The organism is Cyanobium sp. PCC 7001, assembly GCF_000155635.1.
Classification (GTDB): domain Bacteria; phylum Cyanobacteriota; class Cyanobacteriia; order PCC-6307; family Cyanobiaceae; genus NIES-981.
The window spans coordinates 1,370,274-1,387,441 of sequence record NZ_DS990556.1; the positions used below are offsets into that span (position 1 = coordinate 1,370,274).

23 protein-coding genes are annotated in these 17,168 nt (G+C 67.4%); 13 read left to right on the top strand and 10 right to left on the bottom strand.

What is annotated here, in order from left to right; genetic code table 11:
• Positions 1 to 41: 41 nt before the first annotated feature.
• The 4 genes from CPCC7001_RS14030 to CPCC7001_RS06765 all read right to left on the bottom strand — a co-directional run bounded on the left by CPCC7001_RS14030 (position 42) and on the right by CPCC7001_RS06765 (position 3,007).
• Positions 42 to 500 (bottom strand): hypothetical protein, encoded by a 459-nt coding sequence (locus CPCC7001_RS14030; protein WP_006909494.1) that lies wholly within the window; start codon positions 498 to 500, stop codon positions 42 to 44.
• 44 nt (positions 501 to 544) lie between these two features.
• A complete protein-coding gene (locus CPCC7001_RS06755; RefSeq protein WP_006910876.1) occupies positions 545 to 1,288 on the bottom strand; it encodes an MBL fold metallo-hydrolase in 744 nt (247 codons plus the stop codon).
• Positions 1,289 to 1,335: 47 nt separating this feature from the next.
• Complete coding sequence (locus CPCC7001_RS06760; RefSeq protein ID WP_006910112.1) at positions 1,336 to 1,725, bottom strand: DUF6632 domain-containing protein; 390 nt, start codon at positions 1,723 to 1,725, stop codon at positions 1,336 to 1,338.
• A 94-nt stretch (positions 1,726 to 1,819) separates the two neighbouring features.
• Positions 1,820 to 3,007 carry an ABC transporter substrate-binding protein gene (locus CPCC7001_RS06765; RefSeq protein ID WP_006910000.1) on the bottom strand — a complete coding sequence of 396 codons (1,188 nt, stop codon included), beginning with the start codon at positions 3,005 to 3,007 and terminating at the stop codon, positions 1,820 to 1,822.
• A 152-nt stretch (positions 3,008 to 3,159) separates the two neighbouring features.
• On the opposite strand from CPCC7001_RS06765, the gene CPCC7001_RS06770 reads away from it, so the two are divergent.
• The gene (locus CPCC7001_RS06770) at positions 3,160 to 3,855 is read left to right on the top strand and encodes a GAF domain-containing protein (protein WP_006909154.1); all 696 of its coding nucleotides are present in this window, start codon (positions 3,160 to 3,162) and stop codon (positions 3,853 to 3,855) included.
• A gap of 17 nt (positions 3,856 to 3,872) precedes the next feature.
• A complete protein-coding gene (locus CPCC7001_RS06775; protein ID WP_006911214.1) occupies positions 3,873 to 4,244 on the top strand; it encodes an MliC family protein in 372 nt (123 codons plus the stop codon).
• A gap of 15 nt (positions 4,245 to 4,259) precedes the next feature.
• On the opposite strand, the gene CPCC7001_RS06780 is transcribed toward CPCC7001_RS06775, so the two are convergent.
• Complete coding sequence (locus CPCC7001_RS06780) at positions 4,260 to 5,759, bottom strand: hypothetical protein (protein ID WP_006911472.1); 1,500 nt, start codon at positions 5,757 to 5,759, stop codon at positions 4,260 to 4,262.
• A gap of 50 nt (positions 5,760 to 5,809) precedes the next feature.
• Here CPCC7001_RS06780 and CPCC7001_RS06785 point away from each other — a divergent pair, with 50 nt between their 5' ends.
• A complete protein-coding gene (locus CPCC7001_RS06785; RefSeq protein WP_006910654.1) occupies positions 5,810 to 6,070 on the top strand; it encodes a hypothetical protein in 261 nt (86 codons plus the stop codon).
• A gap of 24 nt (positions 6,071 to 6,094) precedes the next feature.
• Here the strand turns inward: CPCC7001_RS06785 and CPCC7001_RS06790 are convergent, their stop codons facing one another.
• On the bottom strand, positions 6,095 to 6,772 hold the full coding sequence (locus CPCC7001_RS06790; protein WP_006910196.1) for a TetR/AcrR family transcriptional regulator: 678 nt from the start codon (positions 6,770 to 6,772) through the stop codon (positions 6,095 to 6,097).
• Between the two features lie 111 nt (positions 6,773 to 6,883).
• On the opposite strand from CPCC7001_RS06790, the gene CPCC7001_RS06795 reads away from it, so the two are divergent.
• The 4 genes from CPCC7001_RS06795 (at position 6,884) to CPCC7001_RS06810 (ending at position 10,146) form a co-directional block, all read left to right on the top strand.
• Entirely contained in the window at positions 6,884 to 7,489 is a 606-nt protein-coding gene (locus CPCC7001_RS06795) for a glutathione S-transferase family protein (protein WP_006911280.1), read from the top strand.
• A gap of 31 nt (positions 7,490 to 7,520) precedes the next feature.
• A complete protein-coding gene (locus CPCC7001_RS06800; RefSeq protein ID WP_006910998.1) occupies positions 7,521 to 8,504 on the top strand; it encodes a pyridoxamine 5'-phosphate oxidase family protein in 984 nt (327 codons plus the stop codon).
• A 193-nt stretch (positions 8,505 to 8,697) separates the two neighbouring features.
• Positions 8,698 to 9,450, top strand: a complete 753-nt coding sequence (locus tag CPCC7001_RS06805) for a sulfite exporter TauE/SafE family protein (RefSeq protein ID WP_006909098.1) — start codon at positions 8,698 to 8,700, stop codon at positions 9,448 to 9,450.
• 45 nt (positions 9,451 to 9,495) lie between these two features.
• Positions 9,496 to 10,146 carry a L,D-transpeptidase gene (locus CPCC7001_RS06810; protein ID WP_006911240.1) on the top strand — a complete coding sequence of 217 codons (651 nt, stop codon included), beginning with the start codon at positions 9,496 to 9,498 and terminating at the stop codon, positions 10,144 to 10,146.
• Positions 10,147 to 10,177: 31 nt separating this feature from the next.
• Here CPCC7001_RS06810 and dcd read toward each other — a convergent pair whose 3' ends face one another.
• The gene (dcd, locus tag CPCC7001_RS06815) at positions 10,178 to 10,702 is read right to left on the bottom strand and encodes a dCTP deaminase (protein WP_006910038.1); all 525 of its coding nucleotides are present in this window, start codon (positions 10,700 to 10,702) and stop codon (positions 10,178 to 10,180) included.
• 108 nt (positions 10,703 to 10,810) lie between these two features.
• Between dcd and CPCC7001_RS06820 the strand changes: the two genes are divergently transcribed.
• From CPCC7001_RS06820 to cfa, 3 genes are all read left to right on the top strand, one after another.
• A complete protein-coding gene (locus tag CPCC7001_RS06820) occupies positions 10,811 to 10,975 on the top strand; it encodes a Nif11-like leader peptide family RiPP precursor (protein ID WP_043368728.1) in 165 nt (54 codons plus the stop codon).
• A gap of 12 nt (positions 10,976 to 10,987) precedes the next feature.
• Positions 10,988 to 11,164: a hypothetical protein gene (locus CPCC7001_RS15515; protein ID WP_006909881.1), complete on the top strand. Its 177-nt coding sequence runs from the start codon at positions 10,988 to 10,990 to the stop codon at positions 11,162 to 11,164.
• A gap of 89 nt (positions 11,165 to 11,253) precedes the next feature.
• Positions 11,254 to 12,507 (top strand): cyclopropane fatty acyl phospholipid synthase, encoded by a 1,254-nt coding sequence (gene cfa / locus CPCC7001_RS06825; protein WP_006909591.1) that lies wholly within the window; start codon positions 11,254 to 11,256, stop codon positions 12,505 to 12,507.
• Between the two features lie 52 nt (positions 12,508 to 12,559).
• On the opposite strand, the gene CPCC7001_RS14400 is transcribed toward cfa, so the two are convergent.
• The 3 genes from CPCC7001_RS14400 to CPCC7001_RS06830 are packed head-to-tail and all read right to left on the bottom strand — an operon-like array spanning position 12,560 to position 13,304.
• Positions 12,560 to 12,718: a type II toxin-antitoxin system HicB family antitoxin gene (locus CPCC7001_RS14400; protein ID WP_006909741.1), complete on the bottom strand. Its 159-nt coding sequence runs from the start codon at positions 12,716 to 12,718 to the stop codon at positions 12,560 to 12,562.
• Between the two features lie 4 nt (positions 12,719 to 12,722).
• On the bottom strand, positions 12,723 to 12,971 hold the full coding sequence (locus tag CPCC7001_RS14405) for a DUF4926 domain-containing protein (RefSeq protein WP_006911779.1): 249 nt from the start codon (positions 12,969 to 12,971) through the stop codon (positions 12,723 to 12,725).
• Positions 12,972 to 12,974: 3 nt separating this feature from the next.
• Entirely contained in the window at positions 12,975 to 13,304 is a 330-nt protein-coding gene (locus CPCC7001_RS06830; RefSeq protein WP_006911421.1) for a DUF6883 domain-containing protein, read from the bottom strand.
• A gap of 104 nt (positions 13,305 to 13,408) precedes the next feature.
• On the opposite strand from CPCC7001_RS06830, the gene CPCC7001_RS06835 reads away from it, so the two are divergent.
• From CPCC7001_RS06835 to CPCC7001_RS15125, 3 genes are all read left to right on the top strand, one after another.
• The gene (locus CPCC7001_RS06835) at positions 13,409 to 15,274 is read left to right on the top strand and encodes a DUF2075 domain-containing protein (protein ID WP_006911658.1); all 1,866 of its coding nucleotides are present in this window, start codon (positions 13,409 to 13,411) and stop codon (positions 15,272 to 15,274) included.
• A 178-nt stretch (positions 15,275 to 15,452) separates the two neighbouring features.
• Positions 15,453 to 15,998 carry a DnaJ domain-containing protein gene (locus CPCC7001_RS06840; RefSeq protein WP_043368731.1) on the top strand — a complete coding sequence of 182 codons (546 nt, stop codon included), beginning with the start codon at positions 15,453 to 15,455 and terminating at the stop codon, positions 15,996 to 15,998.
• Positions 15,999 to 16,009: 11 nt separating this feature from the next.
• Entirely contained in the window at positions 16,010 to 17,086 is a 1,077-nt protein-coding gene (locus CPCC7001_RS15125; protein WP_043369697.1) for a hypothetical protein, read from the top strand.
• Positions 17,087 to 17,168 lie beyond the last annotated feature (82 nt).

Below are 17,168 nucleotides of genomic sequence, written 5' to 3' on the forward strand. Positions count from 1 at the left end.
AAGACGGTGGCGGCCCGGCACTGCCGGGATCGGTGCAGGCCTCATGGGGAGACGGCCCGGCGGCAGATCCAGGCCAGCCTGGCCGGAGCCTGCGGATCCGGCGTGCCGGCATAGGCGACCCAGGCTCCATCCGGGTCCTGAACCTCCAGGCGGCGATCGTCGCAGCGGGCCCGCATCCGGCGTTCGCGCACCTGCCAGGCCGGCCCCGTTGCCGGGCGCTGCAGCAGCACCACCGCCCGGAAGGCCACCAGCGGCTCGGGGCCATCGGCGGCGGGCACAGGATCGGCCAGGTACTCACCGGCGCGCAGATCGGCCCGATCGAGCGCCCGCACAAACACCCACTCCCGGCGCGCCAGGCCCTCGGGCGGGCCCTGCTCGAGCAGGGCGGTGCGGACCTGGACCCAGGCCGCCGGCTCGGGCGGGGGCGTCCAGGGCGGGGGCACCTCGGCCGCTGCCTGGGCCCGGGCCGCCAGAGGCTGCAGCCCGACGGCAAGGAGCAACAGACTGAGCCCCCAGGGGCCAGGGCCGGGGCGACGGACAGGGCTCATGCCGTCAACCGATCCGTCGTCAACCGATCGGCCAGGGCCCCGAGCAGTCCGGCCCCATCGCCGCGCCAGGCGCTGCCGTGCATGCAGGCGAGCAGGGCCGGCTTGGTGGCGGCGAGCTTCTCGAGCAGGGCACGGGCCTCGGTGGTGTGGGAGAAATAGTCGAAGGCCTGGCGGAAGGCCTCGCTCGGCCCGAGGATGTCGCCCTCGGTGACGGGCGGGAGATCGGCCCCTCCCTGGGTGAACAGATCACCGCAGAACAGGGTCGCGGTGTGGTCCTCGCTCAGGAAGCCGCAGTCCCAGCCATGGGGCAGGTGGGGGGCGTCGAGCCAGCGCACGGTGTGCTGCCCGAGGCAGAGGGCCTCCCCGTCCTGCAGGGCCCGGGGCGCGCGATCGGCCAGATCCTCGATCGAGACCATGGCCGCCACCGTGCCGCAGAGGGGCCTGGAGCGGGGCGCGACCGCCAGCCATTCATTCAGGGAGCCGCACTCGTCGGCCTCCACATGGGAGAAGGCGATGTGGCGCAGGGTGTCCACCGGCAGCACATGGGCGACGGCCTCCCGCACCAGGGGAAAGATCCGGCGCGGTCCGGTGTGGAACAGCAGGGGTTCGTCGTCCCGGATCAGGTACTGGTTGAAGGAGAAGCCTCCGGCGCCTTCGATCTGCACGGGCGTGCTGATGCGGTAGATCCCCTCCGCCACTTCCTGCACCTGGGTGCCCGACTCCGCGTTGGTCACGGTCATGACGTGCTCCCCCGGTATCGGGCCTTGTTCAGTGGGGCCGGCGTTGTCTAGCTCGCCGCGAGCCTGGGGGCCGGCCGGTTGAGCACCAGGAGCACGGCTCCCACCAGGATCAGGGCCGGGATGTCGCCGAAGAGGTTGGCCTGCTCCATCGGATCGCGCAGGGCCTGCACCAGCATCACCAGCCCATGCACCAGGCTCGACCAGCCGGCGAAGCCGATCAGGCTGCGGTGCTCCGCCGGGGCCCGGGCCGCCAGCAGCAGGTAGACCCCCAGCACCGCGAAGGTGGCCAGGATCATCTGCTCGTATTCCGCCTGGCGCGGCATCCACATGAAACCGTCGGGCCAGAGCACCGTGAGCGGGTAGAGCCCCACGGTGTACACGATCCCCACCGCGATCAGCGCGATGCGCAGGGCTTTGTCCTGGTTGAGGCTGTCCATGGGTTCCGGCCTGCTGCGATGGCGGCGCATCTTGGGGTTCTCCCTCTTTAGGCATGGTCCACGGGCCTGGCCACAGGGCGGCGCAACGCTGTCTTCAGCGGCCAGGGCCGGCGTCCGGCTCGGTGGCCTGCTGCCGCAGCTCACTCACCACGCCGTTGCGCTTGAGGGCACTGATCGCCCGGTCGATCCGCTCCGCCGTGGCCGCCGGCAGGCTGGGGGAGAGCACGAAGGCCTGGGATTCGGGCCGGATGCCCTGCAGCGCCAGGATGGGCCGGGCGCCCTGGAGCGGCGCGTGGATCAGCGCGTAGCGCAGCTGCAGGTTGTCGCTCAGCAGGGCATCGACCCGTCGGGACACCAGCTGGTCGATGCCGGAACGGAGGCTGGGCAGGGGCACGATCGCCACCTTCGGCGGGGTCCCTCCGGCGTTGAGCTCCTGCAGCAGGGCCTCGCTCACGGTGCCGTCACGCACCCCCACCCGCAGGCCGCGCAGATCGGCCACGGAGCGGAGACGGGAACTGGGCAATCCCTGGGCCTGGCGGGCCACGTTCACGGTGAGGTAGCCCACCAGCAGCGAGGCCGACACGATCCGCACCAGGTAGGCCAGCAGCACGATGCCCTGGCCGCGGCTGGTGGCCACGAGGGTGTTGCTGCCAGGGCCGGTGGCCAGCATCTGGAACACGGCCGTGAAGCTGCGGGTGCGGCCGCGGCTGAGGGTCTGGGGCTGCTGGCCGTAGTGCTCCAGGCGCCAGATGAGCAGCGCCAGCAGGGCGATCGCCGCCAGGTAACCGCCCAGCAGCTGCAGCAGGGTGGGGGTGAACAGGGCCAGCAGGAAGGAGCGGCCCAGATCCAGCCGGCTCTGCAGCACCATCACCGCCAGCCCGTCCTCCTGAAACGGCAGGCTGAAGCGGTAGCGCTGCAGCCGCTCGGGGGACACGTTGATGCACCCCACCGCCACATCCAGATCGCCGTTGCGGCTGGCCTCCAGCATCGCCTGCACCGACGGCCACTCCGAGAGCACGTAGGGCAGCCGCTCGCGGGTGGAGATCCGGCTCCACAACTCCACCGCGAGGCCCCGCCAGTCGCCGCCCTCGCGGTCACTGCAGGGAGGCGCGCCATCCACCACCCCCACCCGCAACACCGGCAGGGCCGACTCAGCCCGCCCACCCGGTTCCAGCGCTGCAGCAGTGGCTGGCATGGCGATGGCCAGCAGCACCGCCACGCAGGACCTCAGCCAGGGGGCGGGACGGGCCCTGGCGATGCGGAAGGCCCGGCGTTCTGGCATCGGGGGATTCTGGCGCCCCCCCTGGCCTGGACTCGGGCGCCACGCCTTGGCATGAGGAGATATGAACCCCCTCCGGGGCCTCCAGGGGCATTGCCTACGTTGAATCGGGCGGTCCGGCCCGGCCTTTCAGCATTCCCGCCCGGTCCAACACCATGCGCCCGTCTGCAGCTTCCCGCGAACAGGCCCGCCTGGAGGCGCTGCAGGGCTACCGCATCCTCGATACCGAGGCCGAGCAGGCGTACGACGACATCACCCTGCTGGCCGCGCAGCTCTGCGACGTGCCGATCGCCCTGATCAGCCTGGTGGATGCCGAGCGCCAGTGGTTCAAGTCCCGGGTGGGTGTGGATGTGGAGGAAACGAGCCGGGATGTGTCCTTCTGCGCCCACGCGATCCTCAGCGATGAAACGCTCGTGGTGCGGGACGCCCGGGAGGACGACCGCTTCCAGGACAACCCGCTGGTGTGCAGCGAGCCCAACATCGTGTTCTATGCCGGGGTGCCCCTCCGCACTCCGGAGGGGGCCCGCATCGGCACCCTCTGCGTGATCGATCACCGGCCGCGGGAGCTCAGCCCCACCCAGCTCCAGGCCCTGGAGGCGCTGGCGCGGCAGGTGGTGCTGCAGCTGGAGCTGAAACGGGTGTCCGATCAGCTCGCCGGCGCCCTCGAGCGCATCGACGTGATGGAGGAGCTGATCCCGATCTGCTCCTACTGCAAGGGCATCCGCAACGACGAGGGCTACTGGGGCACGGTGGAGGCGTTCATCAAGAGCCACGCCAACGTGGAGTTCTCCCACGGCGTGTGCGAGGCCTGCATGGCCAAGCACTTCCCGGAAGTGCCGCCCCTGCCCTGATGTCTTCGTGTCCCCTGATGGCAGCCCTGATCCGCCGACTGGCCCTGCCGCCGCTGAGCGCCGGTGTGCTGCTGCTCACGGCCGTCGCTCCCGTGGCGGCGGAGAGCCTGCAGGTGGAGCTGCGCGAACCGGTGCGCTACCGCTGCGACGGCGGAACGGAGCTGGTGGTGACCTACGGGCAGCTCAGCGACGGCAGCCTCTCTTTCGCGCGGCTGCAGCCCCCGGGCGAGACGCTGCTCACCCTGCCGCAGCTGGTGTCGGGGTCGGGGGCCCGCTACAGCACCGAGCAGCTGTGGCAGTGGTGGAGCAAGGGGGAGGAGGGCTTCCTGGAGCGCCGCGATGAGCAGGGAGAGTGGACCACCGAGCTGGGCGGCTGTCTGAGCGGCTGACGGCCAGGAGCGCCGTCACGTGATGCCGCCGAGTGCTTCCACCCCGCGGCAGTGGATCGCGCGGGCGTAATCGGTCCAGGTGCCCTGGCCCCAGTAGCGGAAGCAGCTGGTTTCCAGCAGCAGCAGATGCAGCAGGGCCTCCTGGTAGGCAGGCGATCCCGTGACGGCGGGATCCGCGGCCACCAGCGGGTCGAACACCTGGTGGAAGAGGGCGCTGAGCTGCTGCATCGGCTCGAGCACGTTGGCGTAGCCCTCCACCCAGCTGAGGTCGTTGGTCCAGGAGGCGCCGGCCATGGAGAAGGAGGGATCACGCGCCTGGAGCTCGGCGATGGCAGCTTCGGTTGAGGCCTCACTGGATCCGCAGGTGGAGGCATGGCCTGAAGCACCGCCCACCTGCTGCCAGAGCCGGTGCTGCCCCACCGCCTGGATCGGGGGGAACGCGTCGGACGGCACGCCGGCGGCCTCCAGCAGCTCCAGATACTCCGTGCCGTTGAGCGCCACGGTGCCCTGAGCGGTGTCACCGCCATGGCTAGCCCCCTCGCCGGCGATGCGCTGGTGGGCCTGAACGAAGGCGGGCGGGAATTCATTCATCATCACGCCGCCGTTTTCGCCATCGGCGATCTGGGACACCAACGGCGGAATGGAGATACCGCCCAGCACCACCCGCTCCAGCCCCAGGGCCTGGTAACAGGGCTGCATCTGGCCCACCAGCTTGGTGTCGGAGCCCTGGGTCTTGATCAGCGCCGTGATGGACACCTCCGCGCCGCAGGAGCTGCGGGCCACCAGGCGGTTGGGGATGAACAGCTGGTCCTGGCGCAGCGCCGAGCCATCGGGGTTCTCCACGCTGTGCTCCTGCACCAGCAGCCAGCGGTAGCCGCACTCCCGCAAGGCACTCACCAGGGCGAAGAGCGTGTCGGGGTGGTTGGGCAGGGCCATCTCCGGCAGCGAGAAGCCCTTCACCCGCTGGAGCATCTCCATGCCGAACAGGGCGGCGACGTGGTGCTGCCAGGCCTGGATCTGCAGCTTCAGATCGGGAATGGGCGTGGAGGGCGCCACGGCGTGGCCCCAGAACGTGCCCAGCCACTCCACATGGGGCTGCATGGCTGGATCGGTGGCCAGGAAGCGCAGCGCCTCGAGGATGTCGCAGCGGCCCATCTGCTCGAAACCCCAGAGCAGGGTGCCGGAGTAATCGAGCTGGATGCGCGGGTTGCAGCCTGCGGCGAGCAGTTGGGGAAGGATGTCGGCCAGGCGGCGGTAGCAGTGGGCGAAGGGTTCGGCGTTGTGGTTGTCGCCCTCCCCCGGGTGCTCGAACATGTACTGCAGATGGGAGATCAGCTCCCCGTTCGCGCCGGCCGGAATCGTGGGCTGATGCATGTGCAGCGCGCAGGCGAAGCCGGAGCGGATCTCGTTCAGATCGAGATTGGTGTGCGGCAGGGCCACGGGGCCTGGCCGCTGCACCAGGGCGTGGAGTTCGGCTTCGCGGCCGGCGATCGGTGGCAGGGCGGACAGGCGCAAGACGGCGAGCAACAGCGCTCTTAGAGTTGCACCAGTCGGTTGTTCAGCCAGTGCCCAAGCCCACCCTCGTTCTGGCCGCAGGGCTGCTGGCCCTGCCCGTGCTCACCCCCGGCGAGGCGGTGGCCCAGAAGCGGATTCCCAAACTGCCGGGCTACGACGAGTGCCCGCTGGGGTACGTGAACGACCTCAAGCAGCACTGCAATTCCCCCATTTACTACGAGGTGAAGCCCACCAACGGCAAACCCTGCGACTCCGGATGGATGAACATCGGGGCGGGCTACTGCAAAAAGAAGGAGCTCGGAATCTTCTAGGGCTTCGTCCCTAGGGCTTCTTTCCTAGGGAGTCGTCGGAACCGGGCGGGCGGCGTCGATCAGCACCGCCGCGGCCCGGGCCGCGCTGGAGGCGGCGGTGGGATCGCGCCGCAGGAACCCCACTGCTGCGGCGCCCTCGATCAGCAGTTCCAGCTGGCGGGCCAGGGCCAGCGGATCAGGCCCACCCAGATCGGCGCAGAGCTGCTCCAGCAGCTCGCGGCAGCGGTCCTTGAAGGCCGTGGCCGCCCGCCGCGGCAGGTCATCGTCGTCGGGGTACTCCCCGGCGGCCTTGGCGAACAGACAGCCCTGGAAGCCGGGGGAGCGCAGCCAGTCCTCCAGCCAGGCGAACACCGCCAGCAGACGGGCCCGGGCCGGATCGGGCGCCTCGACCGGCACCGCCTCCACCCGGGCGACGATCTCCGCGGCGAGGGTCTCGCCGCGGCGCTCCAGCACGGCGGCGATCAGCTCCTCCTTGGAGCGGAAGTGCTTGTAGAGGGTCATCTTGGCCACCCCGGCCTGCTGCAGCAGGGCATCGATGCCCACGGCGCGGTAGCCCTCGCGATTGAACAGCTCGAGGGCGGCCTGGAGCAGGGCCTCGCGCCGGGACGACGTGGCCGTGGCAGTGGCAGTGGCAGTGGCAGCGGAGCCGGTGGCGGCAGCGGCTCGGGTGGGAGACGGGGGCACGGCGACAGAGCGGGCCATCAACCTAGCCAGCAGACAGATCGGTCTGTTACTCTTTCTGCGCAGACCGGTCTGTCTACACGCGACCCGGCCAGTCCTCCCGTTCCTCACCACTGCACAGGCAGCCCCGCCATGATCAAGCTCTACGGGCACGAGCTCTCCGGCAACAGCTACAAGCCCCGGCTGCTGCTGCATCTGCTCGACGTCCCCTACACCTGGGTGCGGATCGACCTGATGAAGGGCGAGCAGCGCTCCGACGCCTTCCGCGCCCTCAACCCCTTCGCCCAGGTGCCCCTGCTGGAAGACGACGCCGACGGTGCCGGCGTGCGCATCGCCGATGCCCAGGCGATCCTCGTGTACCTGGCCCGTCGCCATGGCGGCGAGAGCTGGCTGCCCCTGGAGCCCCTGCCGATGGCGCAGGTGATCCGCTGGCTCTCCACCGCGGCCGGCGAGGTGCGCCAGGGCCCCGAGAACGCCCGTCTGCATCACCTGTTCGGGGCCAAGGCGATCAACCGCGAGCGTGCCGAGCAGAAGTCGGCCCAGATCCTCGGGCTGCTGGATCAGCACCTGAACAGCCGCCGCTGGCTGGAGTTCGAGCGGCCCACGATCGCCGATGTGGCCGTGTTCCCCTACGTGGCCCTCGCCCCGGACGGGATGATCGACCTGGCCCCCTACCCCCACGTGCTGGCCTGGCTGGAGCGGGTCCGCCAGCTGCCGGGCTACGTGCCGATGGCCTGACCCCCCCCCCTTTCCCCCGAGCGAGCGCACCATGGCCGACCCCGGCTGGAACCGAACCTCCTCGCCCTTCCACGCCGGCGAGCTGGCCATCCAGGCGCGCCTGGGAGTGCGGGACAGGCTGGACCGCCAGGGCCGGCGGGTGATCCGACCGGTGCTTCCCGAGCAGCACCGGGAGTTCTACGGCGCGCTCCCCTGCGTGCTGGTGGGCTCGGTGGACGGCCAGGGCCGTCCCTGGGCCTCGGTGCTGGCGGGCCCGCCGGGATTCCTGGCCACACCGGACGAGCGCACTCTGGTGGTGGCGGCCCGCCCACCGGCGGGCGATCCCCTGGCCGCCAACCTGCGGCTGGGTGCGGCGGTGGGTCTGCTGGGCATCGAGCTGGCCACGCGCCGCCGCAACCGGATCAACGGCCGGGTGGCGGCGCTGAAGCCGGAGGGCTTCACGGTGCAGGTGCAGCAGACCTTCGGCAACTGCCCGCAGCACATCCAGGTGCGGGAGCTGCGGCAGGCCCCCGCGTCCGCCACACCGCCGCCGGTGGTGGCCCTGGATCGGCTCGGCGCGGCGGAGACGGCCCTGATCGCAGCAGCCGACACCTTCTTCATCGCCACGGCGGTCGAGGCGCCTCCGGCCTCGGGGATGGACGCGGCCCGAAGCGACGACGACGTTCTGGGAGTGGACGTGTCCCACCGCGGCGGCCCGCCGGGCTTCGTGCAGGTGGACGATGGCCGCACCCTCACGATTCCGGACTTCGCCGGCAACAACCACTTCAACACCCTGGGCAACCTCGAGCTCAACCCCCGCGCCGGGCTGCTGTTCGTGGATTTCCGGCGGGGCGACCTGCTGAGCCTCACCGGCACGGCGGAGGTGGTCTGGGACGGGGAGGAGATCCGCAGGCACCCCGGCGCGGAGCGTCTGCTGCGCTTTCACCTGGAGCAGGGCCTGTGGCTGCCGGCCGCGCTGCCGCTGCGGTGGTCCGAACCCGGCCCCTCGCCGGAAGCGGACGGCCCCGGGGTTTGACCGGCCGGGGCGAGACGGATCAGCCCGAGCCACCGCGCCAGAATCCCCCCTCGCCGAGGCCGACGCGCCGTTTCCCTTCGATGGCCACCCTGTGCTCGCCCCTCCGCGTGGGGCCGCTGGAACTGCCGAACCACATCTGGAGGGATCCGGGTATCCACAACCAGGCCCAGGTGGGGGCCTGAGCCCGGCGGCCATGCCCTGGGCCCCGGCGCTGGCGATCCCCCTGGCCCTGGTGGCCTTTCTCTACGCCACGGTGGGCCACGCCGGCGCCTCGGGCTACATCGCGGTGCTGGCCCTGGCGGGGCTGCCGGCGGCCACGATCAAGCCCTTGGCACTGCTGCTCAACCTGGTTGTGGCCAGCCAGGGCAGCTGGCAGTTCTGGCGGGCGGGCCACCTGCGCTGGCGGCTGTTCTGGCCGGTGCTGCTGGCCGGGCTGCCGGCGGCCTTCCTGGGGGGCTGGCTGGATCTGCCGGGGGTCTGGTTCCAGCGGCTGGTGGCGCTGGTGCTGCTGGGCTCGGCCGTGCGCTTCCTGCGTCAGCCACGCGATCCGGAGCGGCTCACCAGGCCGCCGCTGGCGCTGCTGGTGGCCTGCGGTGCCGGCCTGGGGCTGCTGGCGGGGCTCACCGGCACCGGTGGCGGAGTGTTCCTCACGCCGCTGCTGCTGCTGCGCGGCTGGGCCACCACCCGCCAGGCGGCGGCGGTGTCGTCGCTGTTCATCCTGGGCAATTCACTCAGCGGCCTGCTGGGGCTGGCGCTGGTTCGCGGCCCGGCGCTGCCCGCGGCGCCGCCCCAGCTGGGGGTGCTGGTGCTGGCGGTGCTGCTGGCCGGCATGGCGGGTTCGCGGCTGGGCAGCCGCCACTGGCCGGTGAGCTGGCTGCGGCGGCTGCTGGCCCTGGTGCTGCTGCTGGCGGCGGCCAAGCTGCTTGGTCTGGGCGGGGAGGGCTGAGCCGCGCCGGCCGGGGCAGCATGGGGCGGCAGCTGCAGCTCCGTCATGCACCGTGCCGCCACCCTGATTGGAGCCGCCCTGGCGCTGGCGGGCTGCGGCGAGAGCCAGGCGCCACAGAGGCAGGCTGCCGCCATCACGGGACCGATCAAGATCGAACTCCACCCGAACGACCCCTCGCTGAGTTTCGGCGTGCTGCCCCGCGGGGAAGAGCGCACCGTGTTCAAGGTGGGGTTCGGTCGCAACGGCATCACCTGTGCGGGCAGCCGTTTCGAGGAGGGCTACACGCCGGTGGGACGGTTCAAGGTGAATGCGATCCTCAGCGACGACCGCTTCGTGATGGAGCCGGCGTTGGTGGCCCGGTCGGGCAAGAGCGAGGCCGAGCTGAAGGCCAGCCTGTTCCGCAACATGAACGCGATCGACTTCGACGGCGACGGGGAAACCGGCGAATACGGCATCGGCTACGTGAGCCTGGCTCCGGTGGACAGCGTGCCGCAGCCCTTCGCCTTCAACACCTACGACGGCCGCTTCCGCTGGTACAGCTTCGCCATCCACGGCAGCAACAACGATGCGCGCATCGGCCAGCAGGTGACGGGCGGCTGCGTGAACGTGGCCGAGCCGGTGCTGCGCACGCTGCTCGACACGGTGAAGCTGGGCGATGAGGTGGTGATCAGCGCCAAGGGGCCCTGCACGCCGTGACGGGGCGGCGGGGTGCAGAGCCTGGTACTGCTCAGAAGCTGTCTTCCGTCTGCCCGGCGAAGCGGCCGGTGTAGCTCTCGCTGCCCTGCAGCTGCTGGAACACGAACTGGCAGATGGCGGTGCCGGGATGCACGGCCAGGGGGGCGGGGCCGAAGTTGCTCATCTCCAGCACCTGCTGGCTGTCGATCCCCGGCCCCATGAAGGGGGCGCTGATGTGCACCATCAGGCCGAGCCGGGCGAAACGGCTGCGGCCCTCCAGCCAGCCGCACAGGCCGGGCCCCAGGCGCAGCCGTTCCTGGGTGATGCCCAGCACCGTTTCACCGGGCATGATCAGGATGTGCTGCCCCTGGGGCACCTCGATCTTCTCGGTGAGCTCGCGGTAGTCGGTGTGCTCCCCCACCGCGATCACGGCGTGCACCTTGCGGAACACCCGGAAGGAGGCGGCGAGGGTGAGGTCGAGGGAGGCGGGGCCGAGCCGCTCGGGGTTGAAGGGCGTGACCGTGATCGAGCCCTCCTCGATCGCCTGCAGGATCGCCTCTCTCCCGAGAACGGCCATGGTTGTTCCTGGGGTGGGGCGGTTGTGGATTGTCTCAGGCGGTGGGCAGCGGCTGGCACGGCCGGGCGCCTCTCGACTATGCATGGAGATGACCCCAGGGATCCTCCCGTGTCCAAAGCCCAGCTCAACGCCTTCATGGCCAAGGTGGACGCCGATCCCTCGCTCAAGCTGCGGGTGGATGCGGCTGCCGATGCTGCCGCCGTGGTGGCGATTGCCCACGAGGCGGGCCACAGCTTCTCGCCGGCCTCCTGGAGCCGTTACCTGCGCGGCTGATGATGGGCGCCGTTGCCTGAACCGATCGCGATGAAGCTGCCGGAAGGATGGGCGGTGTGGCTGGCGGTGCTGGCGCTCAACGCCATGGCAGGCGCGATGTGGTTCGTGAACCGGAACATCGAGCGACCCGAAGCCGGCGGCAGCCTCTGGGCCATCCTGCGCTCGCTCGGCTCAGGAGGGGTGGGATAGGCGATCCGAGCGGCTTCAGGCCGGTTCCCTGGGCACACCTGAAACGACACACTTAGGGTGCTCGTGAGGTGTCGCACCGATCACTTCCCATGCAGTCCGCACGTGATGGCGCCGGCCCGATCCACGCGTTGCTGCAGCAGGCTGACATTGCAATCGGAGGCTCCCGCCCCTGGGACATCCAGCTGCACCGCCCCGGTGTGCTGGCGGAGGTTCTGGCCGGGGGATCACGGGTTCTCGGTGATGCCTATGTGGAGGGCGCCTGGGATTGTGAGGCCCTCGATGAATTCTTCACCCGGCTGATCCTCCTTGGCGCCGATCGCCGCTACAGCCATGGTGGCCAGGGACCGAGGTTCTGGGACCGGCTGGTCGGTGCGGTCCTGAACCTGCAGTCGATCCAGCGGTCCACCCGGGTCGCCCGCCAGCACTACGACATCCCCAGTGCGGTGTACCAGGCCATGCTCGATCCATGGCTGCAGTACAGCTGTGGCTACTGGGAGTTTGCCCAAAGCCTGGAGGCCGCCCAGGACGACAAGCTGCGGATGATCTGCGACAAGCTTGACCTCAGCCCCGGCCAGAGGCTGCTCGACATCGGCTGCGGCTGGGGCGGGCTGGCGGCCTTTGCCGCACGCCACTACGGCGTGGAAGTGGTCGGCATCACCCTCTCCTCCGAGCAGCTGGTCTTTGCGCGTGAGCACTGGCAGGAGCGTCGTCTGCGTTTCGAGCTCTGTGACTACCGCCACCTGCCAACGCTGGAGCTCGGGCGGGTTGACCGTGTGGTGTCCGTCGGCATGTATGAGCATGTGGGACGCAGAAATGGCCGAGGTTTTTTCCGCTGTGTGAGCGAGGCCCTGAGCGATCAGGGTCTGGCGCTGCTGCAGACCATCGGCTCGCGCGGCGGCAGTGGATTCACGGACCCCTGGATCAATGCCCACGTGTTTCCCCATGGTCAGTTGCCGTCTTCGGTGGACCTGGCCAGCGCCTTCGAAGAACACTTCCTGCTGCAGGACTGGCACAACTTCGGCCACGACTACGACCGCACCTTGATGCGCTGGAACGCCAACTTTGCCGAAGCCTGGCCAACGCTGAAAGCCGGGATCGACGCGGATCGGCTCCCCTGCCCCGTGGAGCAGTTTCCCCGCTTCTGGCGCTACTACCTCCTGTGCTGTGCCGCCTTCTTCCGCTCAGGCCAGGGTCAGCTCTGGCAGCTGGTGCTCAGTCCGGCCTCGGCCTCGCTCAACAGCCGCTTCCCCACCTACCGCTCCCACCGGCCCCACGCCGCCGCTGGGGCCCCTGGCACTCGCGAGCACGGCGAAAGCCGGCAACGTGTGGATCATCGGCGTTGAAGGGCGTCAGGGTGAGGCCGAAGCAGGCCGCCGGGATCAGTCATGCGAGCCATCACCAGGCCTCCAGCAGCATGGCGATCATCTCCTGGAGGTTGAACTGCAGTTCATCAAGGGTCTGCCCCAGGCTGCGGGCGCCGGGGAAGCCAGGAACGCACCCCACGAGCAGCCCCGTGTCGGGACAGCGCTCGATCACAGCGGAGAAGGTGCGCACAGTCTCAACCCCTTGGAGGTGATTCAACGTAGGCAGCCAATGAACGCACAGCGATCAGATCCTGATCACCGATCGCTCGAAGGCTGGCTGATGAAAGCGTCAGGAGAGATTGCATGCGTCCTGAAGCGGCGACAAACTCAACTTCATAAGTTTCAGGATCGTGAATAGCAACGACAGCCCCAAGATCGCCCGACTGAAGGCCAGCCTCGGAAATGTCCTGGGTGAGAGCGACTGTCTGGTGCAAGGCAAACATGACTTACTCCGGAAATGCGGTGATGAGCCTTGGCTGATTGGAGTGATCCGCAATCAGCCAGACTGTTCTGAACTGCCTCGAAGTTCCATTAGGGCCTATCAACTTAGCACTGATCACAACCCTCATCCCGTAGATGCTTCTCAGGGTCTGCGCAACCACTCCGGTCCGCCCGTGGTGAAGCAGGTCGTCACGAAGTCTTGTCCAGGCTTCGATGGTGTAGCCGAGGGAGAGGAACACCCTGGCCTTGAACCTTGCGACTGGATGCACGCTCGAGAGCAGGTAGTCGCAGATCTTGGCCTTGTCGACAACCGCGTGGTCTGCATGGGGGAGCATTCGTAGGCCGGGGGATCGCCGCAGGGCTTCTCCTCCACCAGTGCCACCCCCGTCACCCCTCGCCAGAATCCCCCCAGGCGCCCCCGGTCCGCCCCACTGCCGCCGTGATCATCTACCTCGCCACCCGGGAGGTGTTCCTCCAGCACGTGCGCGAGCAGCGCATCGAGGAGGAGGTGCGCGAGCGCTACATCGCCATCACGGGCCACAAGGTGGCCGCCACCGAATTCCGTGCCTGGCAGAACTCACTCCAATGCGTGGGCAACGTGCTGCAGTTCAAGGAGATCCCACCCGAGCTGGGCGTCGCGATCGAGTACAAAATTCACAACACCGCCAAGCGGATCGATCTGCTGCTGTCCGGCCGCAACGCCAACGGCGCACCGGCGGCTGTGATCGTGGAACTGAAGCAGTGGGAAACGGTGGAGCCCACCGAACTGGATGGGGTGGTGCGCACGTTCCTGGGCAAGGGGCCGCGCGAGACCACGCACCCCTCGTACCAGGCGATCAGCTACGGGGCGCTGCTGCGGGACTTCAACACGGCGGTAATGGAGCACGGGATCGCGCTGCAGCCCTGCGCCTACCTGCACAACTGCACCGATGGCAGCGGTATCAGCGACGCGCGCTACGGGCCCTATCTGGCGCAGGCGCCGGTGTTCCTGCGCCACGACAACGCCGCCATGGCGGCCTTCCTGCGCCGCTGCCTGGAGGTGGGCGACCGGGGCCGCACGATCGAGCGGATCCGCGATGGCAAGGCCAAACCCAGCCAGCAGCTGGCCGATGCGGTGGAGCGGATGCTCAAGGGCAACACCGCGTTCGTGCTGATCGACGAGCAGAAGGTGGTGTTTGAGCAGGCCCTGGCCCTGGCGCGGCGGATCCGTGAGGGGCGCCACACGGTGCTGCTGGTGCAGGGCGGGCCCGGTACCGGCAAGTCGGTGGTGGCGGTGAACCTGCTGGCCAGGCTCCTGGGGTTGGGCCTGAACGCGCGTTACGTGAGCAAGAACGCAGCACCACGGGCGGTGTACCGGGCCAAGCTCACCGGTTCCCTGCAGAAGGGCGAGTACGACAACCTCTTCTGCGGCTCGGCATGCTTCGTGGGCTGCCCGGAAGGCTTCTACGACGCCCTGATCGTGGACGAGAGCCACCGGCTGATGACCAAGACCATCTACGACAAGGAGGGGGAGAATCAGGTCAAGGAGATCATCCACGCCAGCAAGCTGGCGGTGTTCTTCCTGGATGAGGATCAGCGCGTCACCTTCGATGACATCGGCAGCACGGCCGAGATCGAGACATGGAGCCAGTTCCACGAGGCGGAACTGCAACGGGCCGAGCTGCCGGCGCAGTTCCGCTGCAGCGGCTCCGATGGCTACCTGGCCTGGCTCGATCAGACCCTGGGCATCCGCCCCACGTCGAATGAGCGGCTCGATCCGGGCAGCTACGACGTCCGCGTGTTCGACGATCCGGTGGCGCTGCACGAGGCGATCCGCCAGGCCAACCACAGCAACCAGGCGCGGATGGTGGCGGGCTACTGCTGGAACTGGGCGTCCAAATACCATCCCAACGCCTGGGACATCACGATCGAGCCCTGGGGCTACCGGGCCCGCTGGAACCTCAGCAAGGACGGCAGCGTGTGGATCATGAAGCCGGGCACGGTGGAGGAGGTGGGCTGCATCCACACCTGCCAGGGCCTGGAGCTGGAAACGATCGGCGTGATCATCGGGCCGGATCTGGCCTTCCGGGATGGGCAGGTGGTGACGGTGCCGGCGGCAAGGGCGCGCACGGATCAGTCGCTGAAGGGGTACAAGGTGGGCCTGAAGCGCGACCCCCAGGCGATCCGGCTGAAGGCGGACGCGATCATCCGCAATACGTACCGGACGCTGATGAGCCGGGGCACGAAGGCGTGCTGGGTGTTTGCCTGCGATCCGGAGTTGAACGGGTGGCTGAAGCAGGTAGCCGGCGGAGTGGAAGAGTTCTGACTTATCCGTGTCCATAAGTCATAGGGCGCTTCTGCAGCCCAAGAACTCCATGAAGTGCTGCTTCGACATGATGGAGGGGAGTCAGTGCGCAGGCCCAGAGCAGGGAGGCAAAGACTGGTGACAAGTTTCCCCACATGCTCGCTCTGGCAGCTATCAAGAGACCAGCGTGAACTGACCCGTGGCAACCCGGTCGCCAAAACGCATCAAACTGGATCGCGCAACCGTTGAAAGACGGATTGAAGAGATTCTTGAAAACGGCACACCAAATGCAGAAGTTCTTCTTGCATTTGCCGAATTTATCCACGGGAAACCGTTTCCCGAGCCCGTCTTAACAGTGACACAGCTGAAGGAAGCTGTGTGCAAGGTATTCGGATGCAAGAATGCCACCGAACTGCGCAAGTCCAATGAATTCAATCTCGCCATGGCAGGCCGAGAGTTCAACCTGAAGACCAAAGCGGATTGGCTCAAGCTCTATCGTGAGTGGGTCGGAGTGCCGAAGAGCGAACGCGGGAAATCAGGCAGCACTTGCATCAACGGCATTGATGTGCTTGAGAACTTCAGGCCCTGGCATGTGTTCTCCCTAGACCCCAAGACAGCCACAGCTGACGACATCAAGGATGCCTTTCGAAAACTCGCCAAGGAACACCATCCGGATGCCGGTGGAGATCCTCGCGTCATGGAGCGCCTTCAAAAGATGCGCGATTCACTGCTTGCCTTTATCTAAAACGAGGGATGATGGCAACATCGAAGCAACTCCGAGATGCTTTCTCGTTTCAGGAGACTGCCAAGATTCTTGGCATTAGCGCCAAAAAGCTGGAGAGCATTTGCCAGTTTTTCGATGGCGATACAGACGATGAGTGGGAATTGGTCGAAGGCGAGTTCTTCGAGTACGAGCCAGGACAGGCTCAGAGCCGTCGCTTTTACGAAGAGGGCGTGATGGCGATTGCCAAATATCTTGAAGAGACAGAGGGCGGAAGTATTCTTGCCAAGATCCGAGAGTTCTTCACCCACCATCGAGCCCGCGTGACGCGAACACTCGTCAAGCGGCGAATCATACAAGTTACGCAAGATCGAAGTGCCATTGAGATTCGAGGAAATCTGATCTTTCTACAACAGCGCTCAGTTGTGAGTGTGTTGGGGACGAATGGTAAAGGAATGGCAGGAACCATCCGCAGGATCCAAGAGGAGAGTGCTGGCCTAGAGGGTGCAGAGGGCCTTGAGATTGGCATTCACTTTGATGACTTTGAAGGGAAAGACCAGCGCCATTGGAGCCAACGCGGTATCGTGCGGCTAGCGAAGACGATGAATGAAAAGGGGCGAATCACGAAGGCACGGAAAGCCTGGGTAAAAGCAGTCGCGGATGTTGCTGAAGACTGCTTTGAATCCCAGCGAAAGCTGCTCGAGAGCCATGAATCAAGGGTGAAGGCAACCAAAGATCGTGTTCGCCAGAGGGCATTGCGCAAGGGTGGCTCTGGTTGTGCAGTATCGGGCTGCAGGCCATCACCATCAGATAAACAGCCAATCGAGTTGGAAGCCCATCACCTCTTTGATGCGAGCTCTAGGCCAGATCTGGCTGCCTACGAAGACAACCTCATTGTGATTAGCCAAAGTATCCATCAAAACTTCCACAAGTGGATCGGTGCCAAGCCCTGTGAGCCGAAAGACTTTATCGACTATCTCCTGCGGAATGAGATGAGTTACTTTGACGGGCCTCCCAGCACGCGTAAGCAGAAAGAGAAGAAGCTTGAGAAGCTTATGAATCGCCTGGAGTTGCTGCAGGCCCGATTCGAGGGGAATCAACTGCTGTACTAACGCTGCCCCTGAGTAGCAGGCAGGAAACCTGGCTCGCGAAGCAGAGAGTAGATGGAGGCCTGTACACTCGAGGGGCTTGTTG

What these genes read in the sequence shown, in the direction of transcription:
- CPCC7001_RS06800 (WP_006910998.1), top strand. Translation starts at nt 7,521, where the DNA reads ATGGCCGACCCCGGCTGGAACCGAACCTCCTCGCCCTTCCACGCCGGC.
- CPCC7001_RS06770 (WP_006909154.1), top strand. Translation starts at nt 3,160, where the DNA reads ATGCGCCCGTCTGCAGCTTCCCGCGAACAGGCCCGCCTGGAGGCGCTG.
- CPCC7001_RS06755 (WP_006910876.1), bottom strand. Translation starts at nt 1,288, where the DNA reads ATGACCGTGACCAACGCGGAGTCGGGCACCCAGGTGCAGGAAGTGGCG.
- CPCC7001_RS06760 (WP_006910112.1), bottom strand. Translation starts at nt 1,725, where the DNA reads ATGGACAGCCTCAACCAGGACAAAGCCCTGCGCATCGCGCTGATCGCG.
- CPCC7001_RS06805 (WP_006909098.1), top strand. Translation starts at nt 8,698, where the DNA reads ATGCCCTGGGCCCCGGCGCTGGCGATCCCCCTGGCCCTGGTGGCCTTT.
- dcd (WP_006910038.1), bottom strand. Translation starts at nt 10,702, where the DNA reads ATGGCCGTTCTCGGGAGAGAGGCGATCCTGCAGGCGATCGAGGAGGGC.
- CPCC7001_RS14405 (WP_006911779.1), bottom strand. Translation starts at nt 12,971, where the DNA reads ATGTTTGCCTTGCACCAGACAGTCGCTCTCACCCAGGACATTTCCGAG.
- CPCC7001_RS15125 (WP_043369697.1), top strand. Translation starts at nt 16,010, where the DNA reads ATGGCAACATCGAAGCAACTCCGAGATGCTTTCTCGTTTCAGGAGACT.
- CPCC7001_RS06790 (WP_006910196.1), bottom strand. Translation starts at nt 6,772, where the DNA reads ATGGCCCGCTCTGTCGCCGTGCCCCCGTCTCCCACCCGAGCCGCTGCC.
- CPCC7001_RS06795 (WP_006911280.1), top strand. Translation starts at nt 6,884, where the DNA reads ATGATCAAGCTCTACGGGCACGAGCTCTCCGGCAACAGCTACAAGCCC.
- CPCC7001_RS06765 (WP_006910000.1), bottom strand. Translation starts at nt 3,007, where the DNA reads ATGCCAGAACGCCGGGCCTTCCGCATCGCCAGGGCCCGTCCCGCCCCC.
- CPCC7001_RS06810 (WP_006911240.1), top strand. Translation starts at nt 9,496, where the DNA reads ATGCACCGTGCCGCCACCCTGATTGGAGCCGCCCTGGCGCTGGCGGGC.
- CPCC7001_RS06830 (WP_006911421.1), bottom strand. Translation starts at nt 13,304, where the DNA reads ATGCTCCCCCATGCAGACCACGCGGTTGTCGACAAGGCCAAGATCTGC.
- cfa (WP_006909591.1), top strand. Translation starts at nt 11,254, where the DNA reads ATGCAGTCCGCACGTGATGGCGCCGGCCCGATCCACGCGTTGCTGCAG.
- CPCC7001_RS06775 (WP_006911214.1), top strand. Translation starts at nt 3,873, where the DNA reads ATGGCAGCCCTGATCCGCCGACTGGCCCTGCCGCCGCTGAGCGCCGGT.